The 13,181-nt window shown below is 69.7% G+C and carries 12 protein-coding genes; all 12 read left to right on the top strand.

Translation table 11 applies throughout. The features are described from left to right. Positions 1–498: 498 nt before the first annotated feature. On the top strand, positions 499–858 hold the full coding sequence (locus ACFYX3_RS03955; RefSeq protein WP_019888619.1) for an NADH-quinone oxidoreductase subunit A: 360 nt from the start codon (positions 499–501) through the stop codon (positions 856–858). An 18-nt stretch (positions 859–876) separates the two neighbouring features. Beyond that, positions 877–1,431, top strand: coding sequence for an NADH-quinone oxidoreductase subunit B family protein (locus tag ACFYX3_RS03950; protein ID WP_116159447.1), 555 nt, complete (start codon positions 877–879; stop codon positions 1,429–1,431). Further along, positions 1,428–2,159 (top strand): NADH-quinone oxidoreductase subunit C, encoded by a 732-nt coding sequence (locus tag ACFYX3_RS03945; protein WP_389007660.1) that lies wholly within the window; start codon positions 1,428–1,430, stop codon positions 2,157–2,159. Before ACFYX3_RS03950 ends, ACFYX3_RS03945 begins: the two co-directional genes overlap by 4 nt. Beyond that, positions 2,159–3,481 carry an NADH-quinone oxidoreductase subunit D gene (locus ACFYX3_RS03940; protein WP_382654800.1) on the top strand — a complete coding sequence of 441 codons (1,323 nt, stop codon included), beginning with the start codon at positions 2,159–2,161 and terminating at the stop codon, positions 3,479–3,481. The genes ACFYX3_RS03945 and ACFYX3_RS03940 overlap by 1 nt, the downstream gene beginning before the upstream one ends. Next, positions 3,478–4,218, top strand: a complete 741-nt coding sequence (gene nuoE / locus ACFYX3_RS03935) for an NADH-quinone oxidoreductase subunit NuoE (RefSeq protein ID WP_382654803.1) — start codon at positions 3,478–3,480, stop codon at positions 4,216–4,218. Before ACFYX3_RS03940 ends, nuoE begins: the two co-directional genes overlap by 4 nt. Then, positions 4,215–5,567, top strand: coding sequence for an NADH-quinone oxidoreductase subunit NuoF (nuoF, locus tag ACFYX3_RS03930; protein WP_382654806.1), 1,353 nt, complete (start codon positions 4,215–4,217; stop codon positions 5,565–5,567). Before nuoE ends, nuoF begins: the two co-directional genes overlap by 4 nt. Next, positions 5,564–8,074: an NADH-quinone oxidoreductase subunit G gene (locus ACFYX3_RS03925; protein ID WP_389007657.1), complete on the top strand. Its 2,511-nt coding sequence runs from the start codon at positions 5,564–5,566 to the stop codon at positions 8,072–8,074. Before nuoF ends, ACFYX3_RS03925 begins: the two co-directional genes overlap by 4 nt. A gap of 127 nt (positions 8,075–8,201) precedes the next feature. Further along, positions 8,202–9,593, top strand: coding sequence for an NADH-quinone oxidoreductase subunit NuoH (gene nuoH / locus ACFYX3_RS03920; RefSeq protein WP_382654811.1), 1,392 nt, complete (start codon positions 8,202–8,204; stop codon positions 9,591–9,593). Continuing rightward, positions 9,568–10,164 (top strand): NADH-quinone oxidoreductase subunit NuoI, encoded by a 597-nt coding sequence (nuoI, locus tag ACFYX3_RS03915; protein ID WP_359515539.1) that lies wholly within the window; start codon positions 9,568–9,570, stop codon positions 10,162–10,164. The genes nuoH and nuoI overlap by 26 nt, the downstream gene beginning before the upstream one ends. Then, positions 10,161–10,979 carry an NADH-quinone oxidoreductase subunit J gene (locus ACFYX3_RS03910; RefSeq protein ID WP_389007654.1) on the top strand — a complete coding sequence of 273 codons (819 nt, stop codon included), beginning with the start codon at positions 10,161–10,163 and terminating at the stop codon, positions 10,977–10,979. Before nuoI ends, ACFYX3_RS03910 begins: the two co-directional genes overlap by 4 nt. Further along, entirely contained in the window at positions 10,976–11,275 is a 300-nt protein-coding gene (gene nuoK / locus ACFYX3_RS03905; protein ID WP_189800457.1) for an NADH-quinone oxidoreductase subunit NuoK, read from the top strand. The genes ACFYX3_RS03910 and nuoK overlap by 4 nt, the downstream gene beginning before the upstream one ends. A 10-nt stretch (positions 11,276–11,285) precedes the next feature. Continuing rightward, entirely contained in the window at positions 11,286–13,178 is a 1,893-nt protein-coding gene (gene nuoL / locus ACFYX3_RS03900) for an NADH-quinone oxidoreductase subunit L (protein WP_389007652.1), read from the top strand. Positions 13,179–13,181 lie beyond the last annotated feature (3 nt).

Raw genomic sequence — 13,181 nt, 5'->3', positions numbered from 1 at the left:
TTGCCCGACGCTTACCACCTCTTGACGCCGATGGCCAAGCCCTCTTCTTTTCGGGGCTCTTGGGACGTGACGCAGATCACGTTATCGCCCCGTGACCATTCGTGAATCCGTGCACGCGTCCACCTCGGTACGCCGAACCCCCCGACCGGGCGACGGTCGGTTCCTTTATCACCCGGATGCGTCCAGTGCCAATTTGCCTGCATGGACCAACACTTGATAGTGCGACACCCCCTCCGAGCAGCGATTTCCGGTACGGATGTCACATCTGGTGATCACCTGGGCGCTTCCTGCAACAAGATCACCGCTCATCCGACTTCATGATCCTTCGTCAGGTGGTGGAGATCACAAAGTCCGCCCTGTATCCCGTGTCGCAGATCACAGAGGGGCAGGCATAAGATGCGGGGCAGCCGGGCTTGTGAACTGCCTCACATGGGGGCGATCTTTCACGGTCCGGCGGTGCGGTCCAACGGTCAAGGACGACTGGAAGGAGCGAGGAGCGTGAATGCGTACGCGCCCGTCCTCGTGCTCGGTGCCCTGGGTGCGGGGTTTGCGATCTTCTCCGTGGTCATGGCCACGCTTATCGGGCCAAAGCGGTACAACAGGGCGAAACTGGAGGCGTACGAGTGCGGCATCGAGCCGACGCCCACTCCCGCCGGGGGCGGCCGCTTCCCGATCAAGTACTACCTGACGGCGATGCTCTTCATCGTCTTCGACATCGAGATCGTCTTCCTCTACCCCTGGGCCGTCACCTTCGACGCCCTGGGGCTTTTCGGGCTCGTGGAGATGTTGCTCTTCGTGCTCACCGTCTTCGTCGCCTACGCGTACGTGTGGCGGCGCGGCGGCCTGGAATGGGACTGAGGGGCTGAGGAGCACCCAATGGGACTCGAAGAGAAACTCCCGAGCGGCTTTCTGCTGACGACCGTCGAGCAGGCCGCGGGCTGGGTCCGGAAGGCCTCCGTCTTCCCCGCGACCTTCGGCCTCGCCTGCTGCGCCATCGAGATGATGACCACCGGAGCCGGCCGGTACGACCTGGCCCGCTTCGGCATGGAGGTCTTCCGCGGCTCGCCGCGCCAGGCCGACCTGATGATCGTGGCCGGCCGGGTCAGCCAGAAGATGGCGCCCGTCCTGAGGCAGGTCTACGACCAGATGCCCAGCCCCAAGTGGGTCATCTCCATGGGCGTCTGCGCCTCCTCGGGCGGCATGTTCAACAACTACGCGATCGTGCAGGGCGTCGACCACATCGTGCCGGTCGACATCTACCTGCCCGGTTGCCCGCCGCGTCCGGAGATGCTCCTGGACGCGATCCTCAAGCTCCACCAGAAGATCCAGTCCTCCAAGCTCGGCGTGAACGCCGAGGAGGCGGCCCGCGAGGCGGAGGAGGCGGCGCTCAAGGCGCTGCCGACGATCGAGTTGAAGGGTCTGCTCCGTTGAGTGACGAAACCCCGAACCCCGAGAAGGAGCTGAGCGGGCAGAACCTGCCCGGCCAGCGCGGGGACCACGGCGAGGAGGTCCGCGTCCAGCGCGGCATGTTCGGCGCCAACAACGGCGGCGACACCTCCGGCTACGGCGGCCTCGTCCGCTCCGTCCGGCTCCCCGGCCCCGCCGCCCGCCCGTACGGCGGCTGGTTCGACGAGGTCGCCGACGAGCTGGAGGGCGCTCTGGAGGAGCAGGGGCTCCTGCCCGAGAACGCCATCGAGAAGACGGTCGTCGACCGCGGCGAGCTCACCTTCCACGTCGAGCGCGAGCACCTCGTCCGCGTGGCCCGCACCCTGCGCGACGACCCGGCGCTCCGCTTCGAGCTCTGCACGGGCGTCTCCGGCGTCCACTACCCGGGCGACAAGGGTCGCGAGCTGCACGCCGTCTACCACCTGCGCTCGATCACCCACGGCCGGCTGATCCGCCTGGAGGTCTCGGCCCCGGACGCCGAGCCGCGCATCCCGTCCCTCGTCGCCGTCTACCCGACGAACGACTGGCACGAGCGCGAGACGTACGACTTCTTCGGCATCGTCTTCGACGGCCACCCCGCCCTCACCCGGATCATGATGCCGGACGACTGGCAGGGCCACCCGCAGCGCAAGGACTACCCCCTCGGCGGCATCGCCATCGAGTACAAGGGCGCCCAGATCCCGGCTCCGGACCAGCGGAGGTCGTACAGCTGATGTCCACCGAACACGCGTCTCCGCGAGAGACCACAGAGGGCGCCGTCTACACGGTGACCGGCGGCGACTGGGAAGAGGTCGTCCAGTCCGCCGCGAAGGCCGACGACGAGCGCATCATCGTCAACATGGGCCCCCAGCACCCGTCCACCCACGGCGTGCTCCGCCTGATCCTGGAGATCGACGGCGAGACCGTCACCGAGGCCCGCTGCGGCATCGGCTACCTCCACACCGGCATCGAGAAGAACCTCGAGTACCGGACCTGGACGCAGGGCACCACCTTCGTCACGCGCATGGACTACCTCACCTCGTTCTACAACGAGACGGCGTACTGCCTCGGCGTGGAGAAGCTCCTCGGCATCACCGAGCAGATCCCGGACCGCGCCAGCGTCATCCGGGTCATGCTCATGGAGCTCAACCGGCTCTCCTCGCACCTGGTGTGCATCGCCACCGGCGGCATGGAGCTCGGCGCCACCACGATCATGATCTACGGCTTCCGGGACCGCGAGATGATCCTGGACCTGTACGAGCTGATCACCGGCCTGCGCATGAACCACGCGTTCATCCGCCCCGGCGGCCTCGCCCAGGACCTGCCGCCCGGCGCCGTCGACGCCGTGCGCGAGTTCGTGAAGACCATGAAGAAGAACCTGCCGGAGTACGACAAGCTCGCCACCGGCAACCCCATCTTCAAGGCCCGCATGCAGGACGTCGGCTACCTCGACCTCACCGGCTGCATGGCCCTCGGCGCGACCGGACCGATCCTCCGGTCGGCGGGCCTCCCGCACGACCTGCGCAAGTCCGACCCGTACTGCGGCTACGAGAACTACGAGTTCGACATCCCGACCGCCGACACCTGCGACTCCTACGGACGCTTCCTCGTCCGCCTGGAGGAGATGCGGCAGTCCCTGCGGATCGTCGAGCAGTGCCTCGACCGCCTGGCGCCCGGCCCGGTCATGGTCGGCGACAAGAAGATCGCCTGGCCCGCGCAGCTCGCCCTCGGCACCGACGGCCTCGGCAACTCCATGGACCACATCGCGAAGATCATGGGCACCTCCATGGAGGCCCTGATCCACCACTTCAAGCTGGTCACCGAGGGCTTCCGGGTCCCCGCCGGGCAGGCCTACGCGGCCGTCGAGTCCCCCAAGGGCGAGCTCGGCGTGCACGTGGTCTCGGACGGCGGCACCCGCCCGTACCGGGTCCACTTCCGCGACCCGTCCTTCACCAACCTCCAGGCCATGGCCGCGATGTGCGAGGGCGGCCAGGTCGCCGACGTCATCGTCGCCGTCGCCTCCATCGACCCCGTGATGGGAGGCGTCGACCGATGACCGACAACGTCAGCCTGGGGATGCCCCAGCTCCCCGCGCCCCCGTACCCGGCGGACGTCCACGCCCGCCTGGCGGAGGACGCGAAGGCGATCATCGACCGCTACCCGGACTCCCGCTCCGCGCTCCTGCCGATGCTGCACCTCGTGCAGTCGGAGGAGGGGCATGTGACCCGTACCGGCATGGCGTTCTGCGCGGAGATCCTCGGCCTGACCACCGCCGAGGTCACCGCCGTCGCCACCTTCTACACGATGTACCGGCGCAAGCCCTCCGGCGACTACCAGGTCGGCGTCTGTACGAACACGCTCTGCGCGGTCATGGGCGGCGACGCCATCTTCGAGGAGCTCAAGGCCCACCTCGGCGTCGGCAACGACGAGACCACAGCGGACGGCAAGATCACGCTCGAGCACATCGAGTGCAACGCGGCCTGCGACTTCGCGCCCGTCGTGATGGTCAACTGGGAGTTCTTCGACAACCAGACGCCCGAGTCCGCCAAGAAGATGGTCGACGACCTCCGCGCCGGACGCACCGTCGAACCCACCCGCGGCGCCCCGCTCTGCACCTTCAAGGAGACCGCCCGCATCCTCGCCGGCTTCCCCGACGAGCGCCCCGGCGCCGTCGAGGCCACCGGCGGCGCCGGCCCCGCCTCTCTCGTGGGCCTGCGCCTGGCCAAGGGCGAGAAGCCGCAGCACCGAATCGTCCACCCGCGTGGTGAGACCTCCGGACAGGAGGGGGAGTGATGACCTTGGCCGCCGAGATCAACAACAGCAGCCCCGAGAAGCTCCTGGCGCCCGTCCTGTCGGCCTTCTGGGACCAGCCCGACTCCTGGACCCTGGAGACCTACGAGCGACACGAGGGCTACCAGGGCCTCAAGAAGGCCCTCGCGATGAGCCCCGACGACCTCATCGCGTACGTCAAGGAATCCGGGCTCCGCGGACGCGGTGGCGCCGGCTTCCCCACCGGCATGAAGTGGCAGTTCATCCCGCAGGGCGACGGCAAGCCGCACTACCTCGTCGTCAACGCCGACGAGTCCGAACCCGGCACCTGCAAGGACATCCCCCTCCTCTTCGCCAACCCGCACTCCCTCATCGAGGGCATCGTGATCGCCTGCTACGCGATCCGCTCGAACCACGCCTTCATCTACCTGCGCGGCGAGGTCGTCCCGGTACTCCGCCGCCTCCACGAGGCCGTCCGCGAGGCCTACGCCGCCGGCTACCTCGGCACGAACATCCTCGGCAGCGGACTCGACCTCGACCTCACCGTGCACGCCGGCGCCGGCGCGTACATCTGCGGCGAGGAGACCGCGCTGCTCGACTCGCTCGAAGGGCGCCGCGGCCAGCCCCGGCTGCGCCCCCCCTTCCCCGCGGTCGCCGGTCTGTACGCCTGCCCCACTGTGGTGAACAACGTCGAATCCATCGCGTCGGTTCCCGCGATCCTGAACAAGGGCAAGGACTGGTTCACGTCCATGGGGACGGAGAAGTCCCCCGGCTTCACCCTCTACTCGCTCAGCGGGCACGTCGCCTCGCCCGGCCAGTACGAGGCCCCCCTCGGCATCACCCTGCGCCAGCTCCTCGACATGAGCGGCGGCATGCGGCCCGGCCACCGGCTCAAGTTCTGGACGCCCGGCGGCTCCTCCACGCCGATGTTCACCGACGAGCACCTCGACGTCCCCCTCGACTACGAGGGCGTCGGCGCCGCCGGATCGATGCTCGGCACCAAGGCGCTGCAGTGCTTCGACGAGACCACCTGCGTCGTCCGGGCCGTCACCCGCTGGACCGAGTTCTACGCCCACGAGTCCTGCGGCAAGTGCACGCCCTGCCGTGAGGGCACGTACTGGCTCGTCCAGCTGCTCCGCGACATCGAGGCAGGCAAGGGCGTCATGTCCGACCTCGACAAGCTCAACGACATCGCCGACAACATCAACGGCAAGTCGTTCTGCGCCCTCGGCGACGGCGCCGCCTCGCCGATCTTCTCCTCGCTGAAGTACTTCCGCGAGGAGTACGAGCAGCACATCACGGGCAAGGGCTGCCCCTTCGACCCGGCCAAGTCGACCGCCTGGGCGGACAACCACAAGGAGGTGACCGCATGACCGTCATCGCGTCCACCCCCAGCGGCGGCGGCAGCGCGCCGGGGCCGTCCGGGGCCGCCGGCCAAGACATCGTCACGCTGACCATCGACGGCGCCGAGATCTCCGTCCCCAAGGGGACGCTCGTCATCCGCGCCGCCGAACAGCTCGGCATCGAGATCCCGCGCTTCTGCGACCACCCCCTCCTCGACCCCGCCGGCGCCTGCCGCCAGTGCATCGTCGAGGTCGAGGGCCAGCGCAAGCCGATGGCCTCCTGCACCATCACCTGCACCGACGGCATGGTCGTCAGGTCGCAGCTCACCAGCCCCGTCGCCGAGAAGGCCCAGCACGGGGTGATGGAGCTGCTGCTCATCAACCACCCGCTGGACTGCCCGGTCTGCGACAAGGGCGGCGAGTGCCCCCTGCAGAACCAGGCCATGTCCCACGGACAGGCCGAGTCCCGCTTCGAGGGCGTCAAGCGGACGTACGAGAAGCCGGTCGCGATCTCCACCCAGGTGCTGCTCGACCGCGAGCGGTGCGTCCTGTGCGCCCGCTGCACCCGCTTCTCCAACCAGGTCGCGGGCGACCCGATGATCGAGCTCATCGAGCGCGGCGCGCTCCAGCAGGTCGGCACCGGCGAGGGCGACCCCTTCGAGTCGTACTTCTCCGGCAACACCATCCAGATCTGCCCCGTCGGCGCCCTCACCTCGGCCGCCTACCGCTTCCGCTCCCGCCCCTTCGACCTGGTCTCCTCGCCGTCCGTCTGCGAGCACTGCGCCGGCGGCTGCGCCACCCGCACCGACCACCGGCGCGGCAAGGTCATGCGGCGGCTCGCCGCCGAGGACCCGGAGGTCAACGAGGAGTGGATCTGCGACAAGGGCCGCTTCGGCTTCCGGTACGCCCAGCAGCGCGACCGGCTGACCACGCCGCTCGTCCGGAACCCCGACACCGGTGAGCTGGAGGCGACGTCCTGGCCCGAGGCCCTGGAGGCCGCGGCCAACGGGCTCGTCCGCGGCCGGACCGGCGTCCTGACCGGCGGGCGCCTCACCGTCGAGGACTCCTACGCGTACGCCAAGTTCGCGCGGGTCGCCCTCGACACCAACGACATCGACTTCCGGGCCCGGGTCCACTCCGGCGAGGAGGCCGACTTCCTGGCCTCCACCGTCGCCGGGCGTGGACGCGACCTGGACGGCTCGGGTGTCACGTACACCTCGCTCGAAGCCGCCCCGGCCGTACTCCTGGTCGGCCTGGAGTCCGAGGAGGAGGCCCCCGGCGTCTTCCTGCGGCTCCGCAAGGCCTGGCGCAAGCGCGGCCAGAGGACGTACGCCATCGCCTCGTTCGCGACCCGGGGCCTGACGAAGGCCGGCGGCACGCTGCTGCCCGCCGCGCCCGGCACCGAGACCGAGTGGCTCGACGCCCTCACCTCCCGCGTCGGCCTCACCGGCGAAGGCGCCGACGCGGCCGAGGCCCTCCGCCAGGAGGGTGCCGTCCTCGCCGTCGGCGAGCGGCTCGCGGGCGTGCCCGGCGCGCTCACCGCCGCCCTGCGGGCCTCGGCCGCCACCGGCGCCCGCCTCGTGTGGATCCCGCGCCGCGCCGGCGAGCGCGGCGCCGTCGAGGCGGGGGCGCTGCCGGCGCTGCTGCCCGGCGGGCGGCCCGCGACCGATCCCCGCGCGCGTGAGGAGGTCGCCGCCGCCTGGGGCGTCCGTGAGCTCCCGCACCGCTACGGCCGCGACACCGGCCAGATCGTGGAGGCGGCGGCCGGCGGAGAGCTCGCCGCGCTGCTCGTCGCCGGCGTCGAGGTCGCCGACCTGCCGGACCCGGCACGCGCGCGTGAGGCCCTCGACACGGCGTTCGTGGTCTCCCTGGAACTGCGGCCCGGCGAGGTCACCGAGCGCGCCGACGTGATCCTGCCGGTCGCGGCCGTCGCCGAGAAGCCCGGCACCTTCCTCAACTGGGAGGGCAGGGCCCGGCTCTTCGAGGCCGCGCTCAAGCCCGAGCAGATGACGAGGCCGCTCGCCCCGAGCGACGCCCGCGTCCTGCACATGCTGGCCGACGCCCTCGACGTCCACCTCGGCCTGCCCGACCTGCGGTCGGCCCGCCGGGAGCTGGACCGGCTCGGCGGCTGGACCGAGGAGCGGGCCACCGAGCCCAGCTCGCCCGCGCAGCCGGCGCCCCGGCCCGGCGACGGCGAGGCCGTCCTCGCCGGACACCGCCTCCTGCTCGACCTCGGCCGGCTCCAGGAGGGCGACACCGCCCTCGCCGGCACGCGGCACGCGGCGGTCGCCCGGCTCTCCGCCGCCACCGCCGCCGACACCGGCGTCAAGGACGGCGACGTCCTGGAGGTGACCGGCCCCACGGGCTCCGTCACCTTCCCGCTCCAGGTCACCGACATGCCCGACCGGGTCGTCTGGCTCCCCCTGAACTCCACGGGCCGAGGCGTCCTCTCCGACACGGGCGCCCACCCCGGCGACCTGGTCCGCATCGGCCCGGCCGGGCCTGCGGCCGGCAAGGGCGAGGAGGCGGGCGCATGACCGCGACCCCCGTCCGGCCGGGCGAAGCCCTGGCCGCCGCGGGCAGTGGCCCCACCGGGCCACACCCCCGCATCCCCCTCGTCCGGTCGGGCGCAGCCCGGACCGCAGCTGCTCCGGAGGTGCGCGCATGACCGCCCTCGCTTCACTCGCGGACGCTCAGCGCAGTGTTCTCGCCGCCGAAGACCTGTCCATGTTCGGCACGGACCCCTGGTGGCTCGTGCTCGTCAAGGCCGTCTTCTGCTTCGCCTTCCTGATGGTCACCGTGCTCTTCTCCATCGTGTGGGAGCGCAAGGTCGTCGCCTGGATGCAGCTGCGCATCGGCCCCAACCGGCACGGCCCCTGGGGTCTCCTCCAGTCCCTCGCGGACGGCGTCAAGCTGATGCTCAAGGAGGACGTGATCGTCAAGAAGGCCGACAAGGTCGTCTACGTCCTCGCTCCGATCATCGCCGCGATCCCCGCGTTCATGGCGATCGCCGTGATCCCGTTCGGCCCGGCCGACGACGAGGTCTCGATCTTCGGGCAGCGGACGGCGATGCAGCTCACCGACCTGCCGATCGCGATGCTGTACGTCCTCGCGGTCGCCTCCGTCGGCATCTACGGCATCGTCCTCGCCGGCTGGTCCTCGGGCTCCACCTACCCGCTGCTCGGCGGCCTGCGGTCCTGCGCGCAGATGATCTCGTACGAGATCGCCATGGGCGCGGCCTTCGCCTCCGTCTTCCTCTACTCCGGGTCGATGTCGACCTCGAAGATCGTCGAGGCGCAGGCGGACCGCTGGTTCGTGATCCTGCTGCCGGTCTCGTTCATCATCTACATCGTCACGATGGTCGGTGAGACGAACCGCGCCCCGTTCGACATGCCGGAGTCCGAGGGCGACCTCGTCGGCGGCTTCAACACCGAGTACTCGTCCATCAAGTTCGCGATGTTCATGCTCGCCGAGTACGTGAACATGGTGACGGTCTCGGCCGTGTCGGTGACCCTCTTCCTGGGCGGCTGGCGGGCCCCGTACCCGATCTCCACGTTCTGGGAGGGCGCGAACCACGGCTGGTGGCCGATGCTCTGGTTCGTCATCAAGGTGCAGCTGCTGCTGTTCTTCTTCATCTGGCTCCGCGGCACCCTGCCCCGCGTCCGCTACGACCAGCTGATGAAGCTCGGCTGGAAGGTCCTCATCCCGGTCGCCGTGGTCTGGCTGATGCTGGTCGCCACCGTCCGCGCCCTGCGCAACGAGAACATCGCCTTCTCCAACATCGTGCTGTACGTGGCCGGCGGCGTCCTCGCCCTGCTCCTCCTCTCCTTCCTGTTCGACGCGTTCCGCGACCGGAAGGCGAAGGAGTCCGCGGCCCGGCCCGCCGAGGAGCCGTCCTTCGACCCGATGGCGGGCGGCTTCCCCGTACCGCCCAAGCCCGGACAGTCCCTGCCGCCCGTGCCGCGGCGCAGGCCTCGCCACGAGCGGGACCTCGTTGTCAGTGGTGGCCCCGATACTGCTACCGAGAGTGATGAAAGGGGGACGGACGGTGTCTGATTTCCAGAATCCGGTGGCCGGCTTCGGCGTGACCTTCAAGGCCATGTTCAAGAAGCGGCTGACCGAGCAGTACCCGGAGCAGCAGAAGACGACGGCGCCCCGCTTCCACGGCCGGCACCAGCTCAACCGTCACCCCGACGGTCTGGAGAAGTGCGTCGGCTGCGAGCTGTGCGCCTGGGCCTGTCCCGCCGACGCCATCTACGTGGAGGGCGCGGACAACACGGACGAGGAGCGCTACTCGCCGGGCGAGCGGTACGGCCGCGTCTACCAGATCAACTACGCCCGCTGCATCCTCTGCGGACTGTGCATCGAGGCGTGCCCCACGCGCGCGCTGACGATGACGAACGAGTTCGAGCTGGCCGACTCCTCCCGCGAGGCCCTGATCTACACCAAGGAGCAGCTCCTCGCGGGTCTTGAGGAGGAGATGGTCGACACGCCGCACGCGATCTTCCCGGGCATGACCGAGCAGGACTACTACCGGGGGCTCGTCACCGGCGCCGCGCCCGGCACCGTCCGCCAGGTCGCCGTGTCCAAGGGGGAGAAGGGCGAGCCGGAGGGGGCGGACGCATGAGCGCGAACCTCGCGGCGTACACCACGTCCACCGGTGAGGCCTTCCAGTTCTGGGTGCTCGGAACCGTCGCCGTCCTCGGCGCGCTGTCCACGGTCCTGATGAGGAAGGCCGTGCACTCCGCGCTCTGCCTCGCCGGCACGATGATCGTCCTCGCGGTCTTCTACCTGGCGAACGGCGCGTACTTCCTCGGCATCGTCCAGATCGTCGTCTACACCGGCGCGATCATGATGCTCTTCCTCTTCGTCGTCATGCTGGTCGGTGTCACCGCCGCGGACTCGCTGAAGGAGACCATCAAGGGCCAGCGCTGGCTGGCCGCCGCCTGCGGTCTCGGCTTCGGCATCCTGCTCGCGGCCGGCATCGGCAACGCCTCGCTGAAGGACTTCGCCGGACTCGGCACGGCCAACAGCGCGCACGGCGGGAACGTGGAGGGCCTCGCCGCCCTCATCTTCACCAAGTACGTCTTCGCCTTCGAGATCACCGGCGCGCTGCTGATCACGGCGGCCGTCGGCGCGATGGTGCTCACCCACCGGGAGCGGACCGAGCGGGCCCGCACCCAGCGCGAGCTCTCCGAGCAGCGCGTGCGCGAGGGCAAGCACGTCCCGCCGCTGCCGGCCCCCGGCGTCTACGCCCGGCACAACGCCGTGGACATCGCCGGTCTCCTGCCCGACGGCACCCCGGCGGAGCTCACCGTCATGCAGACCCTCCGCAAGCGGGGCCAGATCCGGGACGTGTCGAACGAGGCGCTCTCGGACCTCAAGGCCCTGGAGCAGCGCTCCTCCGAGCGCCTGGGCCGCGAAGAGGAGGCCTCCCGGTGAACCCCGTCAACTACCTGTACCTCGCCGCCCTGCTGTTCACCATCGGTGCGGTCGGGGTGCTGATCCGGCGCAACGCGATCGTCGTCTTCATGTGCGTCGAGCTCATGCTCAACGCCTGCAACCTCGCGTTCGTCACCTTCTCCCGCATGCACGGCAACCTCGACGGCCAGATCATCGCCTTCTTCACGATGGTCGTCGCCGCCGCGGAGGTCGTCGTCGGGCTCGCGATCATCGTGTCCGTCTTCCGTGCCCGCCACTCGGCCTCGGTCGACGACGCCAGCCTGATGAAGCTGTGAGGGGCTGACCGTGGAAAATCTCATTGCGCTGCTCATCGGGGCGCCCCTGCTCGGCGCGGCGGTGCTGCTCCTGGGCGGGCGGCGGCTCGACAGGTCCGGGCACTGGCTCGGGACGCTGCTCGCGGCCGTCTCCTTCGTGATCGGCCTGGTGCTCTTCGCCGACATGCTCGGCAAGAGCGCCGACGACCGGGCCCTGTACCAGACGCTCTACACCTGGATCCCCGTCGAGGGCTTCCAGGCGGACATGGCCTTCCAGCTCGACCAGCTGTCGATGACCTTCGTCCTGCTGATCACCGGCGTCGGCACGCTCATCCACGTCTACTCCATCGGATACATGGAGCACGACGAGCGCCGCCGCCGCTTCTTCGGCTACCTCAACCTGTTCGTCGCGGCGATGCTCCTGCTCGTCCTCGCCGACAACTACCTGCTGCTGTACTTCGGCTGGGAGGGCGTCGGCCTCGCCTCGTACCTCCTGATCGGCTTCTGGCAGCACAAGCCCAGCGCGGCCACCGCCGCGAAGAAGGCGTTCATCGTCAACCGTGTCGGCGACATGGGCCTGTCGATCGCCATCATGATCATGTTCACCACCTTCGGGACCTTCACCTTCGGTCCGGTGCTCGCGGCGACCGGCGAGGCCTCCGAGGGCAAGCTGACCGCGATCGGCCTGATGCTGCTCCTCGCCGCCTGCGGCAAGTCGGCCCAGGTGCCGCTGCAGTCCTGGCTCGGGGACGCGATGGAGGGCCCGACCCCGGTCTCGGCCCTCATCCACGCGGCCACCATGGTGACCGCCGGTGTCTACCTGATCGTCCGCTCCGCCGACATCTTCAACGCGGCGCCGGACGCCCAGCTCGTCGTCACCGTGGTCGGCGCCGTCACGCTCCTCTTCGGTGCGATCGTCGGTTGCGCGAAGGACGACATCAAGAAGGCCCTCGCCGGCTCGACGATGTCGCAGATCGGATACATGATCCTGGCGGCCGGCCTCGGCCCCATCGGCTACGTCTTCGCGATCATGCACCTGGTGACGCACGGCTTCTTCAAGGCCGGTCTCTTCCTCGGCGCCGGTTCGGTCATGCACGGCATGAACGACGAGGTCGACATGCGGAGGTACGGCGGCCTGCGGAAGTACATGCCGGTCACCTTCGTCACCTTCGGTCTCGGCTACCTCGCGATCATCGGCTTCCCGGGCCTGTCCGGCTTCTTCTCCAAGGACAAGATCATCGAGGCGGCCTTCGCCAAGGGCGGCACCGAGGGCTGGATCCTCGGCACGGTCACCCTGATCGGCGCGGCCATCACCGCGTACTACATGACCCGCGTGATGCTGATGACCTTCTTCGGCGAGAAGCGCTGGCAGGACGACGAGAACGGCCGGCCCCCGCACCCGCACGAGTCGCCGAAGTCCATGGTCATCCCCATGGTCCTGCTCGCCGTCGGCTCGGTCGCCGCGGGCGCCCTCTTCGAGTTCTCCGGCTTCGTCGAGTGGCTGGAGCCGGTCACCGGCTTCGCGCACGGCCACTCGCCGATCAGCGCCGCCGCCGTCACCACCGCCACCATCGCCGTCATGGTGCTCGGTGTCGGCCTCGCGTACGTCCAGTACGGCCGCCGGCCCGTCCCGGTGGTCGCCCCGCGCGGCTCGCTCCTCACCCGGGCGGCCCGCCGCGACCTGCTCCAGGACGACTTCAACCACGCCGTCTTCGTCACCGGCGGCACGCACCTGACGCGCTCCCTGGTGTACGTCGACCACAGCCTGGTCGACGGCGTCGTCAACGGCACCGCGGCCGCGGTCGGCGGACTCTCCGGCCGGCTGCGCAAGCTCCAGAACGGCTACGCCCGCACGTACGCGGTCTCCATGTTCGGAGGTACGGCGGTGCTGATCGCCGCGACCCTGCTGATGAGGGCGGTGTAACCC

The sequence above is a fragment of the Streptomyces sp. NPDC002463 genome (assembly GCF_042889835.1).
GTDB classification, from domain to species: domain Bacteria; phylum Actinomycetota; class Actinomycetes; order Streptomycetales; family Streptomycetaceae; genus Streptomyces; species Streptomyces nymphaeiformis.
Note: the sequence above shows the minus strand (reverse complement) of the source record. Positions and strands in the feature narration are given on the sequence as shown.